The sequence below is a fragment of the Alteromonas gracilis genome, from assembly GCF_002993325.1.
In the GTDB taxonomy this organism is placed as follows: domain Bacteria; phylum Pseudomonadota; class Gammaproteobacteria; order Enterobacterales; family Alteromonadaceae; genus Alteromonas; species Alteromonas gracilis.
This window is the reverse complement of the sequence record NZ_PVNO01000013.1, coordinates 58,037-83,304: the sequence shown is the minus strand read 5'-3', so window position 1 is coordinate 83,304 and position 25,268 is coordinate 58,037. Positions and strand designations below refer to the sequence as shown.

The 25,268-nt window shown below is 44.5% G+C and carries 23 protein-coding genes; 14 read left to right on the top strand and 9 right to left on the bottom strand.

What is annotated here, in order from left to right:
• Positions 1–231: 231 nt before the first annotated feature.
• Positions 232–1,317 carry a glycosyltransferase family 8 protein gene (locus tag C6Y39_RS05010; protein ID WP_105930218.1) on the top strand — a complete coding sequence of 362 codons (1,086 nt, stop codon included), beginning with the start codon at positions 232–234 and terminating at the stop codon, positions 1,315–1,317.
• Positions 1,318–1,325: 8 nt separating this feature from the next.
• Positions 1,326–2,270 carry a class I SAM-dependent methyltransferase gene (locus C6Y39_RS05005; RefSeq protein ID WP_105930217.1) on the top strand — a complete coding sequence of 315 codons (945 nt, stop codon included), beginning with the start codon at positions 1,326–1,328 and terminating at the stop codon, positions 2,268–2,270.
• Between the two features lie 68 nt (positions 2,271–2,338).
• Here the strand turns inward: C6Y39_RS05005 and pseC are convergent, their stop codons facing one another.
• The 9 genes from pseC to C6Y39_RS04960 form a co-directional block, all read right to left on the bottom strand.
• Positions 2,339–3,499 (bottom strand): UDP-4-amino-4,6-dideoxy-N-acetyl-beta-L-altrosamine transaminase, encoded by a 1,161-nt coding sequence (gene pseC / locus C6Y39_RS05000; protein ID WP_105930216.1) that lies wholly within the window; start codon positions 3,497–3,499, stop codon positions 2,339–2,341.
• On the bottom strand, positions 3,499–4,497 hold the full coding sequence (gene pseB, locus C6Y39_RS04995) for a UDP-N-acetylglucosamine 4,6-dehydratase (inverting) (protein ID WP_105930215.1): 999 nt from the start codon (positions 4,495–4,497) through the stop codon (positions 3,499–3,501). The genes pseC and pseB overlap by 1 nt, the downstream gene beginning before the upstream one ends.
• A 211-nt stretch (positions 4,498–4,708) precedes the next feature.
• A complete protein-coding gene (locus tag C6Y39_RS04990; protein ID WP_105930214.1) occupies positions 4,709–5,365 on the bottom strand; it encodes an HAD family hydrolase in 657 nt (218 codons plus the stop codon).
• Positions 5,362–6,312, bottom strand: coding sequence for an ATP-grasp domain-containing protein (locus tag C6Y39_RS04985; RefSeq protein ID WP_105930213.1), 951 nt, complete (start codon positions 6,310–6,312; stop codon positions 5,362–5,364). The genes C6Y39_RS04990 and C6Y39_RS04985 overlap by 4 nt, the downstream gene beginning before the upstream one ends.
• A 27-nt stretch (positions 6,313–6,339) precedes the next feature.
• Positions 6,340–7,248, bottom strand: coding sequence for a LicD family protein (locus C6Y39_RS04980; RefSeq protein WP_105930212.1), 909 nt, complete (start codon positions 7,246–7,248; stop codon positions 6,340–6,342).
• Position 7,249: 1 nt separating this feature from the next.
• Complete coding sequence (pseI, locus tag C6Y39_RS04975; RefSeq protein ID WP_105930211.1) at positions 7,250–8,299, bottom strand: pseudaminic acid synthase; 1,050 nt, start codon at positions 8,297–8,299, stop codon at positions 7,250–7,252.
• A gap of 2 nt (positions 8,300–8,301) precedes the next feature.
• A complete protein-coding gene (gene pseG / locus C6Y39_RS04970) occupies positions 8,302–9,384 on the bottom strand; it encodes a UDP-2,4-diacetamido-2,4,6-trideoxy-beta-L-altropyranose hydrolase (RefSeq protein ID WP_276309282.1) in 1,083 nt (360 codons plus the stop codon).
• Positions 9,381–10,085 carry a pseudaminic acid cytidylyltransferase gene (gene pseF / locus C6Y39_RS04965; RefSeq protein WP_105930210.1) on the bottom strand — a complete coding sequence of 235 codons (705 nt, stop codon included), beginning with the start codon at positions 10,083–10,085 and terminating at the stop codon, positions 9,381–9,383. Before pseF ends, pseG begins: the two co-directional genes overlap by 4 nt.
• A 46-nt stretch (positions 10,086–10,131) precedes the next feature.
• Complete coding sequence (locus C6Y39_RS04960) at positions 10,132–10,587, bottom strand: FAD synthase family protein (protein WP_105930209.1); 456 nt, start codon at positions 10,585–10,587, stop codon at positions 10,132–10,134.
• 174 nt (positions 10,588–10,761) lie between these two features.
• Between C6Y39_RS04960 and C6Y39_RS04955 the strand changes: the two genes are divergently transcribed.
• The 12 genes from C6Y39_RS04955 (at position 10,762) to fliL (ending at position 25,254) form a co-directional block, all read left to right on the top strand.
• Positions 10,762–11,556: a flagellin N-terminal helical domain-containing protein gene (locus tag C6Y39_RS04955; protein ID WP_105930208.1), complete on the top strand. Its 795-nt coding sequence runs from the start codon at positions 10,762–10,764 to the stop codon at positions 11,554–11,556.
• A 164-nt stretch (positions 11,557–11,720) separates the two neighbouring features.
• Positions 11,721–13,184, top strand: coding sequence for a sigma-54 dependent transcriptional regulator (locus C6Y39_RS04950; protein ID WP_105930207.1), 1,464 nt, complete (start codon positions 11,721–11,723; stop codon positions 13,182–13,184).
• 134 nt (positions 13,185–13,318) lie between these two features.
• Positions 13,319–14,461, top strand: a complete 1,143-nt coding sequence (locus C6Y39_RS04945) for a sensor histidine kinase (RefSeq protein ID WP_105930206.1) — start codon at positions 13,319–13,321, stop codon at positions 14,459–14,461.
• Between the two features lie 16 nt (positions 14,462–14,477).
• On the top strand, positions 14,478–15,815 hold the full coding sequence (locus C6Y39_RS04940) for a sigma-54-dependent transcriptional regulator (protein ID WP_105930205.1): 1,338 nt from the start codon (positions 14,478–14,480) through the stop codon (positions 15,813–15,815).
• 244 nt (positions 15,816–16,059) lie between these two features.
• Positions 16,060–16,398 carry a flagellar hook-basal body complex protein FliE gene (fliE, locus tag C6Y39_RS04935; RefSeq protein WP_105930204.1) on the top strand — a complete coding sequence of 113 codons (339 nt, stop codon included), beginning with the start codon at positions 16,060–16,062 and terminating at the stop codon, positions 16,396–16,398.
• 12 nt (positions 16,399–16,410) lie between these two features.
• The gene (gene fliF / locus C6Y39_RS04930) at positions 16,411–18,105 is read left to right on the top strand and encodes a flagellar basal-body MS-ring/collar protein FliF (protein ID WP_105930203.1); all 1,695 of its coding nucleotides are present in this window, start codon (positions 16,411–16,413) and stop codon (positions 18,103–18,105) included.
• Positions 18,106–18,117: 12 nt separating this feature from the next.
• The gene (gene fliG / locus C6Y39_RS04925; RefSeq protein WP_105930202.1) at positions 18,118–19,158 is read left to right on the top strand and encodes a flagellar motor switch protein FliG; all 1,041 of its coding nucleotides are present in this window, start codon (positions 18,118–18,120) and stop codon (positions 19,156–19,158) included.
• Positions 19,159–19,211: 53 nt separating this feature from the next.
• Positions 19,212–19,994 carry a flagellar assembly protein FliH gene (fliH, locus tag C6Y39_RS04920; protein ID WP_105930201.1) on the top strand — a complete coding sequence of 261 codons (783 nt, stop codon included), beginning with the start codon at positions 19,212–19,214 and terminating at the stop codon, positions 19,992–19,994.
• Positions 19,987–21,321, top strand: coding sequence for a flagellar protein export ATPase FliI (fliI, locus tag C6Y39_RS04915; protein WP_105930200.1), 1,335 nt, complete (start codon positions 19,987–19,989; stop codon positions 21,319–21,321). Before fliH ends, fliI begins: the two co-directional genes overlap by 8 nt.
• A gap of 72 nt (positions 21,322–21,393) precedes the next feature.
• Positions 21,394–21,840, top strand: a complete 447-nt coding sequence (gene fliJ / locus C6Y39_RS04910) for a flagellar export protein FliJ (RefSeq protein ID WP_105930269.1) — start codon at positions 21,394–21,396, stop codon at positions 21,838–21,840.
• 347 nt (positions 21,841–22,187) lie between these two features.
• Complete coding sequence (locus C6Y39_RS04905; protein ID WP_105930199.1) at positions 22,188–24,431, top strand: flagellar hook-length control protein FliK; 2,244 nt, start codon at positions 22,188–22,190, stop codon at positions 24,429–24,431.
• A gap of 286 nt (positions 24,432–24,717) precedes the next feature.
• On the top strand, positions 24,718–25,254 hold the full coding sequence (fliL, locus tag C6Y39_RS04900; protein ID WP_105930198.1) for a flagellar basal body-associated protein FliL: 537 nt from the start codon (positions 24,718–24,720) through the stop codon (positions 25,252–25,254).
• Positions 25,255–25,268: the final 14 nt, after the last annotated feature.

Sequence of the window (25,268 nt, the reverse complement as noted above, 5' to 3'; positions counted from 1 at the left end):
CCTTAACGAAATGGTTTCTATAGTTTTATTACAATGAGCCGATACAAATTTTTTCGATTAGAGTTTATGTGTTTACTATGTGTTTATGAAGCGACAAGTAAGGCTTTATTTACTGTCTATAGCTTTAGTTTGCCTATCAGGAACATAAATTTTTACTCCCCAGTAGTTTGACATGTAGAACACAAATTTGACGTACTCCTTCTTGTTACTGCTAATTTAGAGGTCATAAAAATGATAAATGTCGCTTTTTGTATCGATGATAATTTTGCACCTTATTTAGCGGTGAGCCTTGCCAGCCTTATTAAAAATACCGACTCGTGTGTATCCCTTAATGTTGTCGGCAATTTATCTTCTAAGGTAAAACGATGTCTAAGAATGCTAGAAAGTGAAAAGGTAACGATCAATTTTATTGCTTACAAGGCGAACATAACGGAAGGCAAACTTAGTGAACGTTACCAAGGGCGCTTAAATGGCATTACTTTCATTCGTTATGCACTTGCTGAAATATTGCCACAGTTGGATAGGGTCGTTTATCTGGATGCTGATATTCTCGTCACAGGTGACATAAAGACACTTTGGGATGAGTCACTTGACGGCAAAACGGTTGGTGTTGTCGAGGATCATTCCTTAATGTCTCAAAACAGGCCGGAAAAAATAGCGCTTTCCTCAAAAAGTTATTTTAATGCTGGCGTAATGCTTATAGATCTAGCGAAGTGGCGAGAAAATGATACGTTTCAACATTTGACGTCTGTTCATAGTTCAAGAGAGCAATGGGAATACAATGACCAGGATGTATTAAATAAGGTGCTTGATGAACAGGCTCACTATTTAGACGCAAAGTTTAACGCGCAAACTTACACAATAATGCATTCAGATGTTACTTCGCCCGTGGTGGTACATTTTACTGGTCAAGAAAAACCATGGCATCTTTCTTCAGCACACCCTTACACAGAGCAATATAGGAGGTTTTTTGAAAATATACCTTTCGAGAACAATACGTTGTCATTGTTTCTTGATAGTGAAGACCATGCCATCCTCGAAAAACTAAAAGAAACATTTACTACCAGTGGTCAAATTGCCATTTGGGGAGCTGGGGCGCGTGGAAGACGAATTATTAAAGCGCTAGAACAAAAGCTTCCCCACATTGTTATTAAACAAGTTGTTGATACGTACTTAACTGGAAAGTGCTTTTCCTTTTCCATTGTTTCTCCAGAAAATTTGATGACTGAACAGGTCGAAGCAGTAGTTGTTGCAACGCTTCCTCACAAACAAGACATTACGAACTCATTACGCCATAAAGCGTTAACTGTTATATAGGGATTTATATGTTTTATCTTTTTCCATTCGGTGATGTTCCAAAAAGCGAGGGTGTTATAATCTACGGTGCTGGTGATATCGGTCAGTTATTCATACAGCAATTAGAAGTAACGAGGTTTTTTAGCACTATTTACGTTACGGACAAAAAAATAACGTCTGCAAAGCAAGAGGGAGCCATTAAATTTGTTCGAGAAGACGCATTACTTCGGTTACCAGCGTACCCAATTATTGTAGCGTCTTTAAAATTTGCCGATGAGATAGAGCTTCACTTAAAAAAACTGGGCGTCAACGCAAACAGAGTTGTTAAACTTAATGCTAACCATGTAATGGAAGAGGGGCAATATGAGCCCCATACTTTCGATTGGAACGAGTATTATAAAGATGCAGAAGAACATAATGAGGTACAGTTTCAGACCTATCTTGAGCCCTTGATGCAAAAATATCATTTCAATTTATCCCAAGTAATGGATTTTGCTTGCGGTAAAGGCCGAATTGCTGACTTGTTAAGCGGTAACTGTGAGTCACTTATTTGTGTAGACACAAGTCAAGAAGCTATCAGTCATTGTGCCTCAAGGTTTGACGAGAAAGAAAATGTGGAATGCCGCATAAGTAAGCCTGAAAAAATCCCGGCAGACAGTGGCAGCGTGAGTTTTATTTACAGCTGGGATGCGATGGTGCATTTCGATTACAAGAGCGTTGATTATATATTAAGTGAGTTTTCCCGCATCCTGTCTATCGGTGGTTACGCTGTGCTACACCATTCAAACGCTAGAGAACACCAAGATTTCAAAGCAGACAAAAATTGGAGAAAAAATCCTCATTGTCGTAGCGAGTTCAACGCAGAAGACATGCGTCATATTTGTAGAAAAAGTGGCTTTATTGTTGAAGAGCAGCAGATTATGGATTGGGGGATAAAAGCGTTAGATTGTATTTCGGTAATAAGGAAATGCTAGTATGTTTGCTGCAATCAATACGGCTCACTCAGTCTGGCATGAAACAAGACTGAACACCGGATTTTAAATTAGCGCTTTATCTCTTCAGCAAGTATTTTCACAACAAATTCAACCTGTTCAAATGTTAACTCCGGAAAAAGCGGTAATGTCACCGCTTGCTGATAGTAAGTCTCCGCATTTGGAAAGTCGCCAAGTTTAAAGCCTAAGTTCTTGTAATAGGGCTGCATATGAATAGGAATATAATGCACGTGCGCAAAAATACCTTGTTCACGTAAATTCGTCACAAGGTCGGCATGCTGTTTATCAGTAAACGAATCTATGCGAACCACATAAAGGTGATAGCTGGAATATCCATCAGTGTTTTGCTTCAACGGTGTTATGTTTTCATATTCGCTAAATAATCTATCGTAGTGTGCTGCTAGTGCGTTTCTTTTTTCCAGAAATTCTTCAAGTTTATTTAGCTGGCTTAGTCCTAACGCGGCCTCTACATCCGTCATACGATAATTAAAGCCTAACGAAATTTGTTGGTAGTACCAAGGTCCATGACTTTCTTCTGTCATCACTTCTGGATTGTTTGTTATGCCATGGCTGCGCAGCATGCGCATTTTCTCTGCCCATTCACTATTATTTGTGAGGGCCATGCCGCCTTCCATAGTGGTAATTATCTTCACTGGGTGAAAGCTAAAAACGCAAATATCAGCATACTGCCCGCTGCCTATGAATGCGCCTTTATATTTAGCACCAATGGCGTGTGATGCATCTTCGATAACATAAAAGCCAAACTGCTTTGCCAATACGTGGAGGCTCTCCATATCGCATGGTTGTCCAGCAAAGTGAACCGGAATAACCACCTTAGGCAGTGCATTGATGTTTTGGGCATGCTCAAGCTTCTGCTTTAACGCTTTCATACACATATTGCCTGTTTGCAGGTCAATATCTACAAAATCAACCGAAGCACCGCAATACAATGCGCAATTAGAAGATGCTACGAATGAATTAGGTGACGTCCAAACAAGGTCATCCTCGCCAATACCTAACGCCAAACAGGCAATATGAAGTGCCGAAGTTGCGCTATTTACGGCAACGCCAAATTCGGCGCCACAGTAATCAGCGAGAGCGGCTTCAAATTTAGGAACTGCTGGGCCTTGTGTTAACCAGTTTGATGTTAAGGTTTCGACAACGGCTTTTACATCTTCTTCATCAAGATGCTGTCGCCCATAAGGAATCACTATTGTGCTTCCTCGTTGAACTTCTGTATCTCCTCAATACTCAGGAAATGTTCGTTAGTGTCTGAGACGTACTCGAAACCCGACTCTACAAGCTTTCCCTGTTCGCTAAGTGCATTGCTAGTAAAATTGTTGCTTCGGTGGAAAAACTTGATAGCTGGGGCAATAACAAAGTGGTCATCGAACTCAAAAGTATGCAGCGACATGTCGCCAGGGCACATCATTTCATGAAGTTTTTCACCTGGACGAATGCCTACATATTTTATTGGAATATCCGGTGCCATTGCAGTCGCGAGGTCAGTAATTCGAATAGATGGGATTTTAGGTACGAAAATCTCGCCACCCAACATGCGTTCAAAGTTTTTAAGTACAAAGTCGACGCCCTGTTGAAGAGTAATCCAAAAACGGGTCATGTCTTTGTGCGTAACAGGGATATGATCGCTGTTTTCTGATATCAATTTATTGAAAAAAGGCACCACAGAGCCACGAGAACCCACTACATTGCCGTAACGCACTACGGAAAATCGAGATGCACCGGCTCCCACAATATTATTGGCTGCAACGAACAATTTATCTGAAGCTAATTTAGTAGCACCGTATAAGTTAACTGGGTTGGCGGCTTTGTCTGTAGACAACGCAATCACTTTTTCTACGTTATTATCGATGGCAGCGTTAATTACATTTTCGGCACCATCGATATTCGTACGAATACATTCGGTAGGGTTGTACTCAGCGGCAGGGACTTGTTTCATAGCTGCTGCATGTATAACAAAGTCAACACCTTGCATGGCGCGATTAAGACGTTCTCTGTCACGAACATCGCCAATAAAATATCGCATGCAAGGCGCGTGAAATTTTTGCTGCATTTCGAACTGTTTGAGTTCGTCGCGTGAGTAGATTATTAAGCGCTTTGGTTTGTATCTCGCTAACAGAGTCTCAGTGTACTTATGGCCAAATGAACCCGTTCCACCTGTTATGAGAATCGATTTTCCATCGAACATAGCTTGCCCGCTGTTTTTATGGTTATGAACACAATATATCATGTGTCGGCATTTTTGCCATAAAGCTTTAGAATCTATGCGCTTAGGTGAGTGGGATTAGTCCTAAAGGTGTAGTTTTCTTAGCATTTAGGTAGAACGTGTTGTTTATTGGCAGGTAGATTAAGCACTGATTTTTTTTTACTAAATATGTTGAGATGCCGCCTAACACGTTTCAAAGCCCGAGGGCTGGGAGTTCATCTAGGTTTTGTATGGTGAACTTTGCATCGAATCCTGGTTTGGCAGGTGCTTTTTTGTGAACACCAGTTAGCACCCGAACAGTCGGCATTCCAAGTGTATTTAAATTAACGAAGTCTTTCGCTGGATTGTCACCAATGTAAACCATTTCGTACCACTGACACTGTTCTGCTTGTCTGATTTTTTCAAAACAGTAAGTAGAAGGTTTAGCATGTTGCACTCCAAAGCGGTGAGTGACAAACACGCGCTTAAAGTAGTGCGCTATGTTGAGTGCTTCCACTTTCTTACTTTGTACCACTTTATTTCCGTCGGTTACGAGGTAAAGTGGCTTGGGCAAACTTTCTAGCAACGTTAGGTGATTGTCGGGCAAAGTCAAAGTGGGTTGGTGTAAGCGATATGCTGAAACACAGGCACGTACATTTCTCTTATTGACTGCTATACCATGGTGAGCTAGATAATCATTGAAAATTCGACCACGACCATTTCGATCAAGTAGAGTAACTAATTGTTGAAAGCCACTTCGCTTATCAACATTCCAGGTTTTTTCCACAAATGAGGCAACCGCTGCAAGGCCAGACTCTACGTACTGGCGTTCATCATAAAGGGTATCATCTAGGTCGAAGATATAAATCATAGGTAATAGTCGGTAGCAGCTCTAATCTGCGTTATTTTGTGGGATGCGAGATCTACGGGCAACGAATCGATATCTTCACCTATACTCTCGCACAAGCTCCAATAAAGACTATCAACCCCCGCCTTGATACCTAACGTTGAAGCGCCTCCAAATCGTGAATTACATTCAATGATGTGAAGTGCTCCATCATTTATGATGCCCTGTAATACAACGGGGCCAGACAGCGCTAGTTTGGAAAGTGTCTGTGTCACCTGTGCTGTAAAAGGGCAATTCGGTAAAGTATAAGTAATTTGGGATTCACCATTAACAACTAAGTCTCGCACACGGCACACGGCCGCTTTAACCAAATGATCTTTTGTTAGCCAAGCGTCTACGCTAATTTCTTGACCTGTTTTGAATAATTGAAAAATAGGGGAGGACAGACCTTTAGCGTGCTGGACTGCGTCGTTTTCGTTTAGATTAAGGCCAACTGCTTTACTACCCGCACCAAAACGTTCTTTGACCACATAATGCAATGGCTGAGTGTCCTGAACAACCGTTTTCACCTCTTCGATACTCTCGAATGAAGGGATGATAAAAGGAATACTGCATTGGCCGAATCTTAATTTATCTAAACAAAGCTCAATTGCACTTTCATTAGAAATAAGTACGTGAATGTTAGCGCTTTTTAGGTCGTTTTTTAGCCTTGCCCAAAAAAGCAGTTCGCCGTCTCTACTTGGGAGAACATGAGTAATGCTTCGATGCTTGAGCTGGGCAATAATCTCATGTGCGTTTTCTAGTTTTATGGGTGGCATTTGCCAAAAAACATCGCAAAAGTGTCGGGTGAGTACTTGGCTACTTAAATCTCCCGCCGTAACTATGCCTTTGTCATCGATACGCTTAACTGCGCATTGAAGCGCTTTTAATAGTGGAACTTTATTGCTGGCACTTGAAAGTAATACGTTCACGTTAATTTGACACCTTAACCATCACGCTCATTCACAAAGCGTGCGTTTTTGCACGCTTATACCTGTTCTAGGTGCTGACATCGATGCTCTTCTATTTTCGTATTCCGTAATTTGTGTCGTCTTTTTGGGCGTTTGCCAATGTCCGTACATAAATGTGAGAAAGCCTTCTGCATCGAATGGGGCAAGAAAGGTTTCACCTAAAAACTCGATTGGCTCGTAGCTGTCGAAATGTGTAGCGGGGGCAAAAAACAGCCCGCCCGAGGACAAGAGTTCAGATAAACCATTTATCGACTCTCTGCGCTGTATGCTTATATCAAAAGGGACTAATTGGGTGTGTGATGAATTACTAAACTCTAGGTTGATGCAACAGTCTATGTTGTTGACCGTGATAATGACGATATTCCATTTTACGTCATAGTTTGTGTTTAATAATTTATGAAGCTCAGGTAGCGATGCCTGTAACCTTTCGTAATTGTCTTTATCTACAGCTAAATCTATATCGTCATCCCAAGGTATGAGCCCTTTATTTCTCACAGCACCTAATAAAGTTCCAGAATCTAGACACGCTGAAATGTTGTGGGAAACGAAGTATCGATTTAGCGTACGCATTACGGACTGGGCAAAGGCTAACGTTTCATTGTCTTCGAAAGGCAAGGCAGCTTTTACCGACTGCTTACTCGGTACAATGATATTCGACTCATCAATACCCATTTCTTCGGTAAGCTGGGAATAGATTTGATCAACCCACTGACTGGTGATTATTATGCTGTCGACATCGTGAGTATTGATATCTGCGGGTGCAATGATGGGATAACCCATAAAACGAGTTCCGTGTTTCGCACTATCGTTATCCGTGAATGCCACGACTTCTATATCTGGGTGATTAGAAACGTAGTTTTCTCCGGCCTTACTTGCACCGAACAGAATGGCTCTCATCTCACAGTAGCTCCCAACTCATAGGGGTACCTTTTAGTGCGTCGCACTTGATTTGCTTTCCAAGCAAAAGGGGAAGGTATTTGGGAGGCAGTCCAAGTCCTGGACGAACAGAGCGTAAATTCTTTGCATTTAATGTATCGCCGGCTTTCATATCTTCGGCAATGTATAAAGAGCGTCGGTGTACCAACGAAGCCCTTTCTCGCTCGGTGGCGCCATAACTCACCTTTCCAATTGCTACCGCTGCCCGCGCCGTTTCCTCAACAAGCAGCTTAATTTCATGGGGTTCAAGAGAAAATTCTGCGTCAACCTCTCCGCCGTTTCTGTCTAAAACAAAATGCTTTTCAATGACTGTTGCACCAAGTGCCACCGCAGCGACAGCTACCCCCACCCCCGGAGTATGATCGGAAAGTCCAACGTGACAGTCGAAAAGTTCGCTCAAATGAGGAATTGTCTTTAAGTTGGCGTCTACCGGGTTCGCTGGGTAATTACTGGTGCACTTAAGCAATATGATGTCATTGCACCCATTGGAACGAAGTACTTCAACAGACTCGGCTATTTCTGCCTGGCTAGCCATGCCTGTAGAGACAATAACGGGTTTCCCTGTCTTTGCTACAGCCGCTAGGATAGCGTGGTCAGTATTTTCAAAAGACGCTACTTTGTAACAAGGAGAATTCAATGTTTCTAGGAAGTCGACAGCGGTTAAATCGAAGGGCGTGCTAAATGCCAATAGGCCTTTCTCTTTGGCATAGTCGAATAGCTCCTTATGCCATTCCCAAGGCGTCATCGCCTCTTTGTAGAGGTTATACAAAGAGTTTCCTTTCCAAAGACTATTTGGGTCTTCAATAAAAAATTCGCCTTCATGACAATCCAAAGTGATCGTGTCTGGCGTATAGGTTTGCAATTTTATGGCATGTGCGCCAGCTTCTGCAGCTGCATCAATGAGTCGGTAGGCTTTTTCTAATGATTGTCCATGATTTCCAGACATTTCTGCGATGATAAAGGGAGCGAGACCCGGACCAATTTGAATATCACCGATTGTGATTGGTTTCATGACTACCTCGTAACAATGTTCAATATAGTATCCATTACAAAAGATGGATTTTTGTTTGCGCTCACCAAAGATACCGCGTTGTTTGCTAGTTTACGCATTTCTTGCGGCGAATTTATCGCAAATTCAACGGCCTTGCTAATATCTTCGTTTGTGACCTCGTCACATGCTCCTAGCCACAAACAGCAATGCCGTTCGTGCAAGCACCGCGTCGTTTCAACTTGATTATCAGCCAATGTGATAATTATGCCCGCTACCCCCGATGCCGCGCGCTCCCAGTGCATCGAACCTCCAGCGCCAATCATTGTGTTGGCGGATTTCATAAGCTCGGATATGTGACCGCAAGCGACATGAAGCTTCGCGTTAGGTAGGCGTTCAACTTTTGCTTCAAGCGCATTAACGCTGGAATAAGCCGCTCCGACAACAATATCGGCTGAAAAAGTTAAAGACTTTAATTCAATCAAAACATCAACGACGCGCTCTGTTAAATTCCCAGGGTCGCTGCCGCCAAAGCAGACTAGAATATGATTGTCATTTCTAGGCATTGGTGGTGCGCGGTAAAACTCATTTCTTAAAATAGCGAACTCGGGTCCTAAGAGTTTTTGGCAATGAGGAGGGACAAGCTGATCGTATCGGAATTCAAAGTCCTCAAAGAGATTTTGGTCCAAAATCACGTCACAGTCGTGTTGGCGGTTTGCTAAATCGTCAATGACAACAATATGTTTGCAGCGACTGCGCATCACTTTACTAAACGAAGCTGATAGCTGATAGTGGTCGACTATAAGCATGTCGATAGACTCATCGTTCATGTCATCAAGAAGCGCTATACAGTGAGTTGCATGAGAGGCTTGTTCTACTTCATTTAAGACCGCCGAAGCATTATCTTCCAGTTCGCCTTCATCAAGCGATGGCGTGGTTAATATTGCAATTCCAGCACGCTGAATCTGTTGTTGTAGAGTTAAAGGCAGCGCGCAACACAGGAATGTTATGCTGTGTAAGGGAAGTAATTGTGTGGCCAAGGTTAAGCAACGCATAACGTGGCCGAGTCCTATTTGGGCCGTACCATCGACCCTAAAAACAATCCTCACTCTACGTTTTCGCTCTGTAAAAGCTTGTAAAGCAGTTCAGCTCTAACCCAATCTTCAGGTGTATCAATGTCTTGCACTAAGTGGTCTGGCATTACTACCATTTTCGAGTTTGCGCCAAAAATACGTTTGGTAGTATCAAGCCAGGTTTTGTGATGGCCCCAATACAACTGTCCTGCATCATGAAAGGCTGGTGGTAAATCCTGTGAGCGCTGAGTAATCCCAAAATCGTCAAAAGGTTTTACGCCGCCATTTTCGGTTTGTAATATCGCACGTTGAATTGGAAATGAGAATCTTGCCGCTGTAAAGACGTAGTCTGTATTGTCAGCGTTCATTAGCATTTCATAGCAAGAATTAATTAATGATGTGGTCAGAAGAGGCGATGTTGCATAAACGCAGGCGCAATAATTTATATCCCAGCCTTTTTCTAACAGAGTGCTCAGAGCATGGCGAACTACGGGACTAGTGCCTGTGTAATCATCTGCCAATTCTGCAGGTCTCATGAATGGCACCTCAGCACCATAATCTATTGCTACGTTCGCAATAGATTCATCATCTGTTGAAACCACTACTTTGTCTACATAAGGGCTTGCCAACGCGTTTTCTATTGCATGGGCAACCATAGGTTTACCGCAAAACGGTTTTATATTTTTTTTAGGAATGCGTTTGCTTCCGCCCCTTGCGGGGATTATAGCTACGTTCATTTACTTGTTCCGTTCAAAAAAGGCTAGCTCAAATCTGATAACGAACTCAAAGCCGCTGCATTAACGCATTTAAATGCTCTGTTAGACTTTTCAGTTGGCGAATTTTTTCGTTTTGAATTTCACTGATAACGGTTTTAAGTTCAGTAGTAGAGACATCTTGTGTACGTGGCAGATACACAACTTTAACGATATCTTGCAGATCATCGAACTTTCCAATCCAGTCATCACCCATTGCAAAGATATCAGCGTTTTCTCTTTTTAAATCTTCCCGTTTCTGTTCCCAACAGTTCTCCTCAAATACGTCATCGACATAACGGCAAGAAAGCAATATTTCCTTTCTATCAGCATAAGGAATAACGACGTTTTTACCTTTGATGGTATTAAATTCGTCAGAGGATAACCCAACTACAAGCCTATCACCGAGGCTATGTAATCGCTTTAAAAGTCGTACATGCCCAATATGGAATAAGTCGAAGGTGCCGTAGGTCACCACAGTTGTCATAATATTATTCTCTGAAAATAAATGAATTGTACACGCTAAACTTATCGGCAAGTCAAACAGTTACATGAGCGTATAATTTATACGTCAGAGGTATTAATCATTATACAAATGGTTGACTATATTTTATTCAGTGTTCTGCTAAACTATAGGGGTTATAAAACTTAGGAAAGTATCATGCAAGTTAATAGCTCAACGTCTTCTATTCTCAGTCAAGTGCAAGAGCGACAAGAGTCTTTGATGGAGAAGCTTGCCAGCGGCAAGAAAGTTAATAACGCGCTAGATGATGCTTCAGCCCAGCAAATCATCGATCGTCTCACCTCTGAAGTAGAGGGCAGCCGTCAGGCAATAAACAATGTTTATGACGGCATCTCCCTTGCGCAAGTCGCAGAAGGCGGCCTCGGAAGCATAAATGACGACGTTAACCGTATTCGTGAGCTTACCTTACAGTCGGGCAGTGGAGTGTTAAGCAGTGGCGATCGTCGTGCAATTCAATCTGAAATAACGCAGCTGCAAGAAAATATTTCGCAAACCATTGAGCAGACCAACTTCGCTGGCAAACCGTTATTATCTGAAAACGGTACACTTGATTTTCAATCAGGGGCAAGTGCTGGGCAATCGATAAGCGTGAACACGCGAGATATATCTTCAGAGCTAAGTGATGTGCTCGCGATCGATGTAACGGCGGGAACAAGTATTGAGGATGCACTAGATGCAACTGATGCAGCAATCGAAACACTGGGCAGCGCCCGTGGCGATTTAGGCGCAACGCAAAATCGCTTTGAAAGTGCAGCGCGTTCTCTTACTCAGTCGAACATTAATACTGCAGAAGCGAGAAGCCGAATCCAAGACTTAGATTTTGCTCAAGCAGCATCAGAGCGCGCATCTAACGATGTTTTAGGGCAAGCTGCCCTTACCGTTCAAGCGCAGGCTAATCAGCAAGAAGGACAGGTTCTGTCTTTACTAAGTTAGGTTATTTTTAACGAAATTCACTATTTATTAATCGAAAGAAGCAGGGTAACCTGCTTTTTTTATTGATACATTTCCCAAATCAGCGGTTGCGCTCCGATCTTTTGTCGTTACAATTTAGAAATGCGCTAAACTGTAAATAATAACAAAGCGTCCTCGGGGAATTGATGAAGAACATTTTGCTGGTTAGTGACAACCAGGAACTTATTCAAAACTTAGAAACTATCGTTACGTTCATGGGAGAGTCGTGTCAATCACGAGGCTTTAGTGAATGTGAACGCTATTTGCTAGATAGCGGTGCTGACGCTGTTCTTATTGAACATGTCTCTTCAACCATCGTAAGCAACTTGGTTGAGAAGTTTCCACACATACCTTTTGTTGCACTGGTTGAAAATAACAGTCAAGCGACAGCGGCTCATAATTTAGTTAGCGTTATAGCAACCCCATTAACGTACCCCGTTTTAACTCAGGCTATTCATCGCTGCCAAGAATATTCTCGACGTAAACCCAGCCTGTCTCGCACCGCGGGTACAAAAACGCGATTGTTTAGAAGCCTTATCGGCAAAAGCGAGCAAATTCAAATTGTTCGCCGCTTAGTAGAACAAGTTGCCCCTACCGATGCCACAGTATTGATCCTAGGTGAATCTGGTACGGGTAAGGAAGTCGTTGCCCGTAACGTACACTTTTTGTCAGAGCGTAAAGACGGTCCTTTCATACCTGTTAACTGCGGTGCCATTCCTGGTGAATTGTTAGAAAGTGAATTGTTTGGTCATGAGAAAGGGGCCTTCACAGGCGCGATCAGCGCGCGAAAAGGGCGCTTCGAATTAGCGGAAGGTGGTACGCTATTTCTTGACGAAATTGGCGATATGCCCCTTCAAATGCAGGTGAAATTGCTGCGTGTTCTTCAGGAGCGCACGTACGAGCGGGTAGGGGGAAACAAGCCTCTGCAGTGTAACGTTCGCATAATCGCGGCGACCCACCGCAATTTAGAAACCATGATCAGTGAAGATAAGTTTCGCGAGGACTTGTACTATCGCCTCAATGTTTTCCCAATTGACAGCCCTGCCTTAAGGCAAAGAAAAGACGATATTCCCTTATTACTACAAGAGTTGAACAGTCGTATTCAGGGCGATGGCGTTGAGTCCGTGCGTTTTACTGAGCAAGCCATTGCGTCTCTGATGGAGCATGACTGGGCTGGTAACGTTCGAGAGCTATCGAATCTAGTAGAGCGACTAACAATTCTCTATCCCGGACAAATTGTGGACATCGCCGATTTGCCTGAAAAATATCAGTATGGTGATGTACAAGTTTACGAACCTGATTATCCCGAAGAGATTCTGGAGCGTGAGGCATTTAACGAGTTGTTTGCTGAAGCGGCTGCACAAGAGCCTGAAGAGGGCATCAACCAGTCAAATAATCAAAGTTTTAATAGCCTGGTTTCTTCTGAATTACCTGAGGAAGGCGTTAATCTCAAAGAGTATCTTTCTGAGCTTGAAGTGAACCTTATACGGCAAGCCCTAGACAACCAAGAGTGGGTCGTAGCGCGAGCTGCCGACAAACTTGGAATGCGGCGAACAACCCTTGTTGAGAAAATGCGGAAGTACGATATTCAACGCACCGAAGATGCGTAATGTCAGGTAATTGACGTTACGCTTTCCCCTAAAAATCCTCGTATATATTTGAAATATATATCAATTTGAAGTTGGCACGCCTCCTGCTTTCTCCAAGCCATAGTGAACAACGTCTGCAATTTGACGAGGGTTATATGGCTTTTGACAGCACCACACATTCTACTGATTACACAACGTCAGCTTATGCACTAGATAGTGTCGAGGCAGCGATGCCACGTGCCGAGGGTTGTAGCTCAAGTTATGATGATATTGATTCATTGCGTTTGCAGGCAAGCAGGTTAGAGCATTTACTTCAAGTAATGCCGGCTGGCGTAATTGTTCTTGATGGCAAAGGCGTGGTTCGACAGGCAAACGAACAGGCGAAGGCCCTTTTGGGTGAGCCGCTAGAAGAGGAAGTGTGGCGTCGTATTATTACACGTTCTTTCAAACCGAGAGCCGACGATGGCCATGAAGTTTCATTGGTCGATGGACGTCGTGTAAAGCTATCCATTACGCCGCTTGAAAATGAACCAGGGCAGCTTATCGTAATTACTGATTTGACGGAAACGCGACAGCTACAAGCTAGAGTCAGTCATATGCAGCGCTTATCTTCTCTTGGAAAAATGGTTGCGTCGCTGGCGCATCAAATACGCACTCCACTTTCTGCTGCCATGCTTTACGCTTCAAATCTAACTCGTAAAGGCTTAGGGGAAGAGGCGCAAACACAATTTGCAAATAAACTGAGCGATCGACTTAAAGAGTTAGAGAGTCAGGTTAACGACATGCTGCTTTTCGCAAAATCGGGGGAAGAGCAGGTGGTCACTAATATTAGTTTGAGCGATCTTTTAGCGTCAGTTGAAGGAAGCGCTCAATCAATGATAACGCAAGCACAGCAATCCCTCCTCTTTTCTGGATTTGATCAAGAAGCAACGTTAACGGGAAATCTCACTGCACTTCAAGGCGCGGTTTTAAATCTTATTCATAATGCCAGTCAGGTCACTGGCAAAGGCGAGCGAATCGTTGTCAATGCAACGATGAATAATGAACGCTTAAATATCGCTATTGTTGATAAGGGACCTGGCGTCCCTGACTCGCTAAAACACAAAATATTTGAGCCGTTTTTTACAACCAAAACACACGGTACGGGTTTGGGCTTGGCGGTCGTAAAATCGGTGGTGAATGCACATAACGGTACACTTAGTGTTTTAGACATGCCTCAGGGCGGTGCCTGCTTTAGTATTTCTTTACCTTTTAAAGTCCATACCCAATCATCAAATTCGTTGACTCACGTTGCGTAAGTCATAGGAGAAAATCATGTCTAAAACTACTATTTTAATTGTTGAAGATGACGCAGGTTTACGCGAGGCACTCCTGGATACGCTGTTGCTTGGCAACTATAATGTGGTAGAGGCTGACTGTGCAGAGCAGGCGCTTTTAATGTTGTCATCACACGCTGTCGATTTGGTGGTGAGCGATATTCAAATGGGCGATATGAGCGGACTTACGCTTTTGAAAAACATTAAAGCGAAATATCCTAACATGCCTGTGTTGCTAATGACTGCATACGCCACTATCGACGATGCTGTTCAGGCTATGAGAGATGGTGCGACCGATTACCTATCTAAGCCCTTTGCGCCAGAAGTGCTTCTTAATTTGGTAGGGCGATATGCACCTGCGCAAAAAATAATATCGCGCACGCCGATTGTAGCTGACCCTTCAAGTCTCAAGCTATTAGAGCTTTCCCGTAAGGTGGCAAAGTCAGACGCTACTGTGATGGTAATGGGGCCTAGTGGTTCCGGTAAAGAAGTGTTATCTCGCTATATTCATGATCAGTCGCCGCGAAATGATGCCCCTTTTGTTGCCATTAACTGTGCAGCAATTCCTGAAAACATGCTTGAGGCTACACTGTTTGGCTATGAAAAAGGCGCGTTTACCGGAGCTATTCAAGCGTGCCCTGGCAAGTTTGAGCAAGCCCAAGACGGTACGCTGTTGCTTGATGAAATTACCGAAATGGATTTGGCGCTGCAAGCTAAACTCCTTCGTGTATTACAAGAGCGTGAAGTTGAGCGACTAGGTGGCCGCAAAACCGTAAAACTCAATGTGCGTGTCATTGCCACGAGCAACAGAGACTTAAGAAAGGCGGTGGATGCGGGAGAGTTCAGAGAGGACTTATACTACCGCTTGAATGTATTTCCGATTGAATGGCGACCATTGTGTGAACGTCCAGGCGATATTGTTCCTCTTGCTGAGCATTTAGTCCAGCGTCACGCCAGTTCGCAAGGGTTAGGCACAATACGCTTGAGCGCTGCTGCGCGTAATAAGCTGTCTCAATATGCTTGGCCAGGTAACGTGCGGGAGCTCGAAAACGTTGTACAGCGTGCGTTAATCTTGTGTGAAAATAAGGAAATAGACGCCACAGATCTTATGATTGATGAAGATATGTCCGCACCGTTAGAGGCGGCACAAGAATATGTTGAAGACAGCAAACTAGGCTCTGAGCTTCGTTATCAAGAGCATCAAATTATCCTTGATACACTTGTATCGTGTAACGGTAAACGAAAAGACGTGGCTGAAAAGCTAGGTATCAGCCCCCGAACCCTTCGCTATAAGCTTGCTCGAATGCGTGAAGACGGCATTGAAGTACCCGCGTAAGGGCTAGCGGCTCCATCCATCGTTCTTTTAACTATCTTTCCGTCGCCTCTGTTGTGTAGAAGGCGGCGGTTTTTTGTTCCCGCTCCTTGAAACAACGTCATTAATTTGGCTTTTCTCCTTTCTTGCTTTCTATCCTTATGATTTTAATGGGTTTTAAAAGTTGGCAAGACCCTTGCAAAATCGCTTCTATATAATGCGTTTCGCCATCAATTAGGCGGTTATCAAAGAAACACTAGGAGTAGGTATGGACGTTAAAGCCAATAGTTTGTATCAAGAAATGCAAAACATGATTGGGCAAACTCGTCTTCAAGTTAATGAGCCTCAACAGCAGCAGTCGCTTACTGAGATCAATAGCTCTGCAAGTGATTTCTCGACCATGCTTAAAAATGCGGTAGATGGCGTGAACAGTATGCAGCTAGAGTCCAAAGACGTACAACAACGCTTTGAAATGGGGGACCCTAGCCTTAGCTTAGCGCAGGTAATGCTAACGAAAGAAAAGTCAGGCATTGCCTTTGAAGCGACCGTTCAAGTACGAAATAAAGTACTTGAAGCCTATAAAACAATAATGAACATGCCGGTATAGGTGGAGTAGGTTATGGCTGAAGCAACAGGTACAAACCTAACGGTTCCTGATCAAAATCAAACGGTAGACAACGAGCCGGAAAATAAATCTGGCTTTATGGATACGTTAGGCAGCGCTGACATGATGCGTCAAATGGCATTAGTCGTTGTACTCGTTATCTGTGTGGCCATTGCTATTTTCATTCTTATTTGGTCTCAAGAGCCAGATTATCGTCCTCTTGCAAAAATGGAAACCCAGGAGCTTATCGAAACTCTGGATTACATGGACGCAAACCAAATCGAATACAAGCTTGAAGGAAACATTGTTTACGTAAAAAGCGATGAATTTCAAAATATTCGTTTGGGTATGACCCGCCAAGGGTTAACAAAAACATCTGATGCTGGTACCGATATCATCATGCAGGATATGGGATTTGGAGTCAGCCAACGCGTTGAAATGGAGCGTCTGAAGCACGCACGAGAACAACAAATTGCCGCTACTATCGAAGATATCGCCAGTATTCAAAAAGCACGTGTTCTCTTGGCGATGCCAAAAGAAAATGTATTTGCGCGCAGAGAAAAGAAAGCGTCGGCCACGGTTGTTTTAACGGCGAAGCGCGGTGCAGTGATTGCTGGTGAGGAAGTGGACGCTGTTGTTGATATTGTAGCGTCTGCCGTGCAAAACATGGAGCCTTCAAAAGTGACGGTCACCGACAGTAACGGCCGTTTGCTTAACTCTGGTTCACAAGACTCACTGAGTTCTCGTGCAAGAAAAGAATATGAAATTGAGCGCCAGCGCGAGCAAGAGTACTTAGAAAAAATTGACGCAATCTTGATACCCGTTCTTGGTATCGGCAACTATACCGCTCAAGCCGATGTGGCGATGGACTTTACCGCCATTGAACAAACCCAGCGTAGCTATAATCCGGACCTTCCTGCGGTTCGAAGTGAAATGATAATGGAAGAGAATAGCGTGGGTGGCGGCGTTGGTGGCATACCAGGCGCGCTATCAAACCAACCTCCACTTGACTCTACTATTCCCGAGAACGCAGGCGGTGGTGCTCAGCAAACAATGCCGGGTCGTACCGCAAAAGAGTCAACACGTAATTACGAGCTTGATACCACAATTAGCCATACCAAAAAGCAAACCGGCGTTATTAGAAGACTAAGCGTGTCTGTAGCCGTCGACTATACTCAAGTCGCTGGTGAAGACGGCGCTATGACACCAACGCCGCGCAAACAGGAAGAACTTCTAAATATTCGCAGACTTTTACAAGGTGGTATCGGTTTCGATGTCACACGTGGTGACTCGCTAGAAGTCGTCAGTGTTCCGTTTACTCGCATGGACGCAGGGGAAATTGAGGATGTGCCGCTTTGGGAGCAACCAGGATTTCTGCCAATTCTTAAGCTAGTTGTTGGTGGCTTGGTTATAATAGTACTTATCATCTTTGTAATTCGTCCAATGCTGCGTCGTCTAATCAACCCTGACGAGTCTAACGAGGCCGATGAGTTTGATGCTGATGAAGGTCTTGATTTAGGCGATGACACCATTAGCATGCTAACGTCAGACTTCGATGAGGGGCAGGTTGGCTTCGCGCCTGACGGCTCGCTGATGTTACCAGACCTCCACAAGGATGAAGATGTGCTTAAAGCAGTGCGCGCCCTAGTGGCTAATGAACCTGAATTATCAGCCCAAGTAGTGAAGGGTTGGTTAATGCAAGACGAGTAGTGAGATAAGATTATGGCTGAAGAACTTGCCAATGTTTCAGAGCCGTCGTATGACGTCAGTAAATTAGAAGGTGTCGAAAAAGCGGCTATCTTACTGCTGAGCTTATCTGAAGAAGACGCGGCACAAATTTTAAAGCACCTAGAGCCAAAACAGGTTCAAAAACTAGGTGCTGAAATGGCCAAAGTGGACGACATGACGCAAACCAAAATTACGTCAGTTCACAAACACTTTATTGAAGAGATTCAGAATTACAGCACGATAGGCTTCCAGAGCCAAGACTTTGTGAAGCGAGCGCTTACTGCAGCTTTAGGTGAAGATAAAGCAGCGAATCTAATCGACCAAATCCTCATGGGTAGCGGCGCTAAAGGTCTAGATTCACTTAAATGGATGGACTCTAAGCAGGTGGCCAGCATAATTCGCAACGAGCACCCGCAGATTCAAACTATCGTATTGTCTTACTTAGAGCCGGAGCAGAGCGCGGAAATTTTGGCGCAGTTCCCGGAGAAAGTTAGATTAGACCTCTTGATGCGTATTGCTAACCTTGAAGAAGTTCAGCCAGCGGCGCTACAAGAACTTAACGAGATCATGGAGAAACAGTTTGCAGGTCAAGCCGGAACGCAAGCAGCCAAAATGGGCGGCTTGAAGTCAGCGGCGAACATCATGAACTATCTCGATACGGCGATAGAAGGCCAGCTCATGGATGCTATCCGCGAGCAGGACGAAGAAATGAGTCAACAGATTCAGGACCTTATGTTCGTATTCGACAACTTGGTCGATGTGGACGACAAAGGTATTCAAGCGATTCTGCGAGAAGTTCAGCAAGACGCGCTGCTTAAGGCGATTAAAGGCGCCGATGAAGAGCTTAAAGATAAAATTATGCGGAACATGTCTAAACGCGCCGCTGAAATGCTTGCTGATGATTTGGAAGCGCTTGGCCCAGTACGTATTAGTGAAGTTGAAACGGCACAAAAAGAAATTCTCTCTGTCGCCCGTCGACTTTCTGACTCAGGTGAAATTATGCTAGGTGGCGGTGGTGGTGAAGAGTTCCTGTAGTTAACTACTGGAATAGCTTTTAACACCCTGAACCATCTCGTCTAGGTAAACATATGACCGGTAACAAAAGTTTCAGCGAAAATGAGATTAACGAGGCCAAAAAATGGGATTTACCCTTTGTAGAAGATCCTACTTCAACAAGGGAAAACGAGCCCACTAACGCACTTAATAAGCGTTCAGATTGGAAATACGAGCCCCCAGAAATCGAGGAGGAAATAAAACCTCCTACTGCTGAAGAAATCGAAGCTATCAGACAAGCTGCTTATGATGAAGGGTATCAGGAAGGCAAAGAAAAAGGTTTTGAAGAAGGCAAAAGCGAAGGGCTCGAAGCTGGTTTATCAGAAGGAAAAGAGCAAGGATATGCAGAGGGACTGGAGCAGGGATTAGACGAAGGACGTCAGCAGATGGCTACGCAGGCAGAAGTGTGGCAAATACTTGCTGAAAAATTGCATGAACCGCTTTCTCAGGCTAACGACACCACACGGGACCAGCTCGTTAAACTAGCAGTTACCCTAGCTAAAGCTGTGATAAAGACAGAAGTCAGTACCAATCAACAAGTCATTCTTCAAGCGTTGAGTGAGGGAATCAAAGCCTTGCCTATCAACCAAGCCAGCTATCAGATTCACATGAACCCTGAAGATATTGAGCTGGTTAAGTCCCATTTTAGCGATGAAGAAGTGGCTAATAAAGGCTGGAACCTTGTTGAAGCGCCAGCTATGGAACGCGGTGGGTGTGACATTACTACCACTCAAAATGCCGTTGATGTGTCAATTGAACGTCGCTGCCGCGATGTCATCGATAAATTTTTATTAAACCAAGGGCTGTCTGATGACTAGCCCGTGGCACAATCATTTTGAATCGTTAACCAAGCAGGTTACCTCGCCACCTGTAGTAGCTGCCGGTAAACTTGTAAGAGGTATTGGCCTCACGCTTGAGGCCGTTGGCTGTCAGTTGCCAGTGGGAAGTCAGTGTTTGGTTCAAACCATTGAGGGTGAAATAGAGGCTGAAGTCGTTGGCTTTGGTGACGACATTACCTATCTTATGCCGACTGAAGCTGTCCGGGGCATTGTGCCAGGAAGTCGCGTCATGCCGTTAAATCGCCAAAGCGGCTTACCAGTAGGAATGGGGTTGCTAGGGCGAGTCGTAGACGGTAATGGCCAGCCTCTTGACGGGCTCGGTGAAATCGATGCTGAGGCCAGAGCACCAACCACACGTCCTCCAATGAACCCGCTCATTCGTCGCCCAATTAATACCCCTATGGACGTTGGTGTACGCGCCATTAATGCATTGAATACGGTTGGTGTTGGCCAGCGCATGGGGCTTTTTGCTGGTAGTGGCGTGGGTAAAAGTGTGCTGTTAGGCATGATGACCCGAGGTTGTGAAGCCGATGTAGTGGTCGTTGGTCTTGTTGGTGAGCGTGGTCGAGAAGTTAAAGAATTTATTCACGAAATACTTACCGAAGAAGAGCGTCAGCGCGCGGTGGTCGTAGCCGCGCCTGCCGACACGTCGCCGTTAATGCGATTAAAAGGCTGCGAGACCGCGGTGACAATCGCAGAGTATTTTCGTGACAAAGGCATGAAGGTACTGTTGCTGATTGATTCGTTAACTCGCTATGCCATGGCGCAGCGTGAGATTGCGCTCGCGGTAGGTGAGCCACCAGCGACCAAAGGTTATCCGCCTTCAGTGTTTGCTCGACTTCCTGCTTTAGTTGAACGGGCGGGCAATGGCAGCGAGCGACAGGGTTCGATAACGGCTTTCTACACTGTTTTGACCGAAGGTGATGATTTGCAAGATCCCATTGCCGATGCAGCAAGGGCAATCTTAGATGGCCATGTGGTCTTGTCTCGCACCCTCGCCGATAGTGGTCATTATCCTGCTATTGATATTGAAGCGTCCATCAGTCGTGTTATGCCGATGGTGGTCAGTGAGGAGCATCAGTTAATGGCCCGGCGTATTCGACAAGTTTATTCAAATTACAAACAAAATCAGGACCTAATATCAATTGGGGCGTACGCTAAAGGCTCTGACCCGCGTATTGATTTAGCTATACGTGCGGAACCTGCGATCAATGCGTTATTGCAGCAAGGAATGAAACAAGTCATTCCTTATGATGAAAGCTTAGAAGGCATGGCCGCTCTGGCTAAAGGACTGGGACAAGGGTAATGGGCATTACAATAAGATACGCTCGGCGAGCAATGCGCATGTGCTCAGAATCCCTAACTGATGGGCTCTACAATGTCTAAACAATTAGAGCGTTTAGCCGAATTCGAGCGTGAAAAAGAACAGCGAGAAGCGCGCTTTTATCAGCAGGCTCAGCAAAACGTTAATCAGCAAAAGCAAAAGTTAACCAGTCTTGAGCAATACCGCATCGACTATGTCAAAGGTATTCAACAAACCGGTCAGGCAGGTGTAACCGCCACGTATTATCAGCAACATTTATCTTTTGTTGGGAAATTGGATAAAGCGTGTGAGCAGCAAATGCAAGTGATCGCTCGTGCGCAAATGGCCGCGGACCAGCGCAAACAAATGTGGTTAAAGCAACAGCAAAAAGTTAAAGCCGTTACTTTGCTGTTAGATAAGAAGAAGATAGCAGAGCAGAAAAAAGAAGCCAAAGCCGAACAGGCCATGATGGACGAGTTCGCTACCCAACGATTTTTCAGAGCTAAGCGCTCTCCTTTCTAATAATTGATAGAGCCTTGGTCACTTTGGCTCAACCCTTGCAAAACCAACATACAATGTATCGATGCGCAGCAATTACAGTGCAGTGGTTATTAAGGTTTAGCAGCGTTTCTTTGAAATTTTACACACATAATAAAGTACTAATTTTATAGAGAGCGAGCATAGAATTTAACGCCAAGCGATAGCCATATAGGGTATCCGAATCGAACTAAGTAATTGTTATTTAATAAGCATTGGTGGGGTTGCGAGTAACTAGGTTTTAAATGGTTTGTATAAAGCCAAACACATTATTCGCATCATGTTACGTCTTCTTTGTAAAAGACGATTTAAATGTAGGACGGTAGGACAATATGCAACAAGTTGCCGCACAAAAAACAGACATTGCCGCATTACCCTTTTCTGCTTCTAGTACGGCTAAAGCCGTTGGAACAAGTATTGGCACCCAGCCAGAGGCAAGCAGTGAAAATAACCAAGCATTTAATCGACTTTATCAAGAAGCGAAATCGAGCAAATCAGATTTTGTTTTAAATGACAACGAGACCTTGGGCTCTCAATCTCGTGCAGCAAACCGCTCAAACGACACCCATGCGGCGTCTCCAGCATCTAATAATACGATGAAAAGCGGTAAAGATCGTGATGCAGGTCACACTGATCTTCCCGTTGAAAAGAATGAAACGGACATGCCTTCCGATTCAGTGGCGGATACAAAAGAAAAAAACGCTGAAATAGGTTCAAAAGAGATTGCAGAAGACGGAGAATCAGCCAAAACACAGCAAACCACTGATGAAGAGGGAGATGTAAACCTCGCAGTGGATGACGCACAAGGTGAAACGGCTCAAAAAACGGCAACCGAGGCACAATTCGTTATTGAAGCTGGTGGTAAAAAAGACGCCGAAGCGGGTGTTATTACCACACCAGGCACCCCAGACGGTAAGCCTGGAAATCAAAATGAAGAGCCAGACTGGATTGCCTATGTAGAAACAGTAGCAAATCGTTTTGGCAATAGCGAGCAATCTTCAGGTGCATCGAACCCTAAAGCCGACAATGATATTTCTGCAGTTGTAGATGAGGCAGTGAACGTCCTTTCTGTGAAAGAAAGCGGCAAATTGTGGAAACTTCCTGATGATGTTAATGCCAGTGACGCCCCTTCAATAATGGCGCATCTACTATCTCAGCTGAACAACACCAGCAGTGAAGGTGACATCACCTTAGAGTCTATTTCGAGCGAAGCACAACAAACGCTTAGTGCTTTAACATCGCTTTTACTTGGGGCTGATGCCAAAAGCGAACAAGGTGGTGGCAATGGAGAAGCTAACAGTGCGCTTATACATGCCTTCGCTAATGCTAAATCCGATATGAATTCTGATGACGACAAGGGGCTTACTGCGTTAATTGCACAGCTCATGCAGCAAAAAGAAAGCGCAGGGGATGGAGTGCAAGGTAGTAGTGGTAAAAACTCAGCCGATGAATCCCTCGTGTTAAGTCTGCTTTCTGATGAACTTAAAAGTATGCAGGAATTGTCATTGGACGAAGCTTCTTCAGAAGTAGAAGCATCACTTGCTGAATTGACAGCGGCAACGGTGTCAGTAAAAACTGAAGAAGTTAGTGCTAAAGCGACAAACGCCAATAATGCAACTTCATCTGACGTAGGTCTTAAAACGAACTCCAGTAGTGACCAAGGGCAATCATCCAACGATGAACTGGTTGGGGCAATGCCAAAAGACCTTCTAACCGCCATAAGTGAGTTGTCGCCACAAAGCGCCCAGAAGGCAACGGAAGCATTTGCTGAACGCATAGTGGCGGGCATGCCAAGTGGTTCACAACAACAGAGTGTAAAGGCAAACATTATTGCTGGCATCAACGAATTTCAGCAGCAAGTGCAGCAAGGCAGAGAGCCTGGTATTGATTTGTCAGCTATCATAGCGGATGCAGCGAAAGAGGCTGCAGTAAGTAACGACGCTATCGCTTCAATGACGGCTCGAGTTGATAGCCAGGCCACTCAATTTCTTAATTTAATGAACCAAACCCAAGCAAGTGCTCAACAGGCTTTTGCCAGCATGCTTGGGCAAACCGACACTGTTATGCATGAGAACAACCAGCTTCGAGCCGAAGCGTCAAAATCTCAGCAGCAGTTTGAGGGTTTTGATAAAGCCGTCAATATTCATAAGCCTGAAGGTCAGCAGCAGTTAAATGAAAAAATTCGCTGGATGGTTAATGCCAGAAATACCATGGCTGAAATTCGCTTAGACCCACCTGAGCTTGGCAGTATGCAGGTTCGTGTAAATGTGTCGGGTGACGCGGCGAGCGTTAGTTTTATCGTCCAATCACAGCAGGCAAAAGAGGCATTAGCTGAGGCGATGCCTAAGCTACGGGATATGCTTTCTGAACAGGGCATAGAGTTAGGTGATGCTCAGGTGAGAAAAGATAATTCGTCTGGTAACGAAAATGGCCAGCAACTTGCAGGTAACGGGAATGAAGGCCGTGGCGACGGAAATCGTAACGGTAATGACGAGTTAGATGAGATGGAGAACGGGCGCGTGATTGAGCAGTCAGTCACTCGGGCAGCAAAAGGCGGTATCGATTTTTACGCCTAAGTAGCTAAAACTCGGCATTTTTAGCAATAGGTTGAATGGTGAGAATAGACCAGTACTGCTATGTTTGACTGTACCGTCAGTGGATGGGTTTATTTGAACTTATCGAGATAAATGGATTTCGGTGCCAAGTATTCTTGTTTGAGGATAAAGGGCCGTTGACTTAACTTTGTGACCCAAAATTTTGCGCACAGAGCTCGATAGACTAGGCATTCACGCAGAATGGCATTGCCATTTTTGACGGAACCTTGATAATACGTTTTTTCCTAGAATTACTGATGAGTTGCACATGGCTGATGAAGAGTTACAAGTAGAAGAAGGCGGTAAAAAGAAAGGCAAAATGATGCTGATTATCATCATCGCCGTCGTTCTTGTTGGAGGTGGGGCGGCTGCCTATTTCTTATTGTTTGCAGGTGGTGATGAGCCCGCTGCAGAGCAGTTAGCTGAAGCTGATGCGGCCGCCGCGCAAGCAGCAACTGCGCCAGCCGCGGGAAATGCTGAGATGGGAACCGCATTGTACGTAGCCATGCCTCGACCTTTCGTTTTCAACGTTCCCGGTTCTGGCAGAGACAGGCTGGTTCAAATAAAAGTACAGCTTTTAGTGCGTGGCTCTGACAATGAAGAGCTGGCAAAAACGCATATTCCCCTGATTGAGGGCACGTTGCTACAGGCTTTTAGCACTTCGAATGCGGATGACCTGGTCACAGAAGCAGGGAAGATTGAGCTACGCGAGCAGGCAGTAAGTGAAGTGCAAAAAGCATTGAAAGACATTACGGGTAACGACGTTGTCGAACGCGTATTGTTTACTGGTTTTGTCATGCAGTAATGCATTGACTTTGT

Excerpts from the sequence above, each read along its gene's own strand:
- C6Y39_RS04955 (WP_105930208.1), top strand. The coding sequence starts at position 10,762 with ATGCAAGTTAATAGCTCAACGTCTTCTATTCTCAGTCAAGTGCAAGAG.
- C6Y39_RS04950 (WP_105930207.1), top strand. The coding sequence starts at position 11,721 with ATGAAGAACATTTTGCTGGTTAGTGACAACCAGGAACTTATTCAAAAC.
- fliL (WP_105930198.1), top strand. The coding sequence starts at position 24,718 with ATGGCTGATGAAGAGTTACAAGTAGAAGAAGGCGGTAAAAAGAAAGGC.
- C6Y39_RS05010 (WP_105930218.1), top strand. The coding sequence starts at position 232 with ATGATAAATGTCGCTTTTTGTATCGATGATAATTTTGCACCTTATTTA.
- fliE (WP_105930204.1), top strand. The coding sequence starts at position 16,060 with ATGGACGTTAAAGCCAATAGTTTGTATCAAGAAATGCAAAACATGATT.
- C6Y39_RS04940 (WP_105930205.1), top strand. The coding sequence starts at position 14,478 with ATGTCTAAAACTACTATTTTAATTGTTGAAGATGACGCAGGTTTACGC.
- C6Y39_RS04945 (WP_105930206.1), top strand. The coding sequence starts at position 13,319 with ATGGCTTTTGACAGCACCACACATTCTACTGATTACACAACGTCAGCT.
- C6Y39_RS04960 (WP_105930209.1), bottom strand. The coding sequence starts at position 10,587 with ATGACAACTGTGGTGACCTACGGCACCTTCGACTTATTCCATATTGGG.
- fliH (WP_105930201.1), top strand. The coding sequence starts at position 19,212 with ATGACCGGTAACAAAAGTTTCAGCGAAAATGAGATTAACGAGGCCAAA.
- fliJ (WP_105930269.1), top strand. The coding sequence starts at position 21,394 with ATGTCTAAACAATTAGAGCGTTTAGCCGAATTCGAGCGTGAAAAAGAA.
- C6Y39_RS04905 (WP_105930199.1), top strand. The coding sequence starts at position 22,188 with ATGCAACAAGTTGCCGCACAAAAAACAGACATTGCCGCATTACCCTTT.
- fliI (WP_105930200.1), top strand. The coding sequence starts at position 19,987 with ATGACTAGCCCGTGGCACAATCATTTTGAATCGTTAACCAAGCAGGTT.
- pseI (WP_105930211.1), bottom strand. The coding sequence starts at position 8,299 with ATGAAACCAATCACAATCGGTGATATTCAAATTGGTCCGGGTCTCGCT.
- C6Y39_RS04990 (WP_105930214.1), bottom strand. The coding sequence starts at position 5,365 with ATGATTTATATCTTCGACCTAGATGATACCCTTTATGATGAACGCCAG.
- fliF (WP_105930203.1), top strand. The coding sequence starts at position 16,411 with ATGGCTGAAGCAACAGGTACAAACCTAACGGTTCCTGATCAAAATCAA.
- C6Y39_RS05005 (WP_105930217.1), top strand. The coding sequence starts at position 1,326 with ATGTTTTATCTTTTTCCATTCGGTGATGTTCCAAAAAGCGAGGGTGTT.
- pseF (WP_105930210.1), bottom strand. The coding sequence starts at position 10,085 with ATGAACGTAGCTATAATCCCCGCAAGGGGCGGAAGCAAACGCATTCCT.
- C6Y39_RS04980 (WP_105930212.1), bottom strand. The coding sequence starts at position 7,248 with ATGAGAGCCATTCTGTTCGGTGCAAGTAAGGCCGGAGAAAACTACGTT.
- fliG (WP_105930202.1), top strand. The coding sequence starts at position 18,118 with ATGGCTGAAGAACTTGCCAATGTTTCAGAGCCGTCGTATGACGTCAGT.
- pseB (WP_105930215.1), bottom strand. The coding sequence starts at position 4,497 with ATGTTCGATGGAAAATCGATTCTCATAACAGGTGGAACGGGTTCATTT.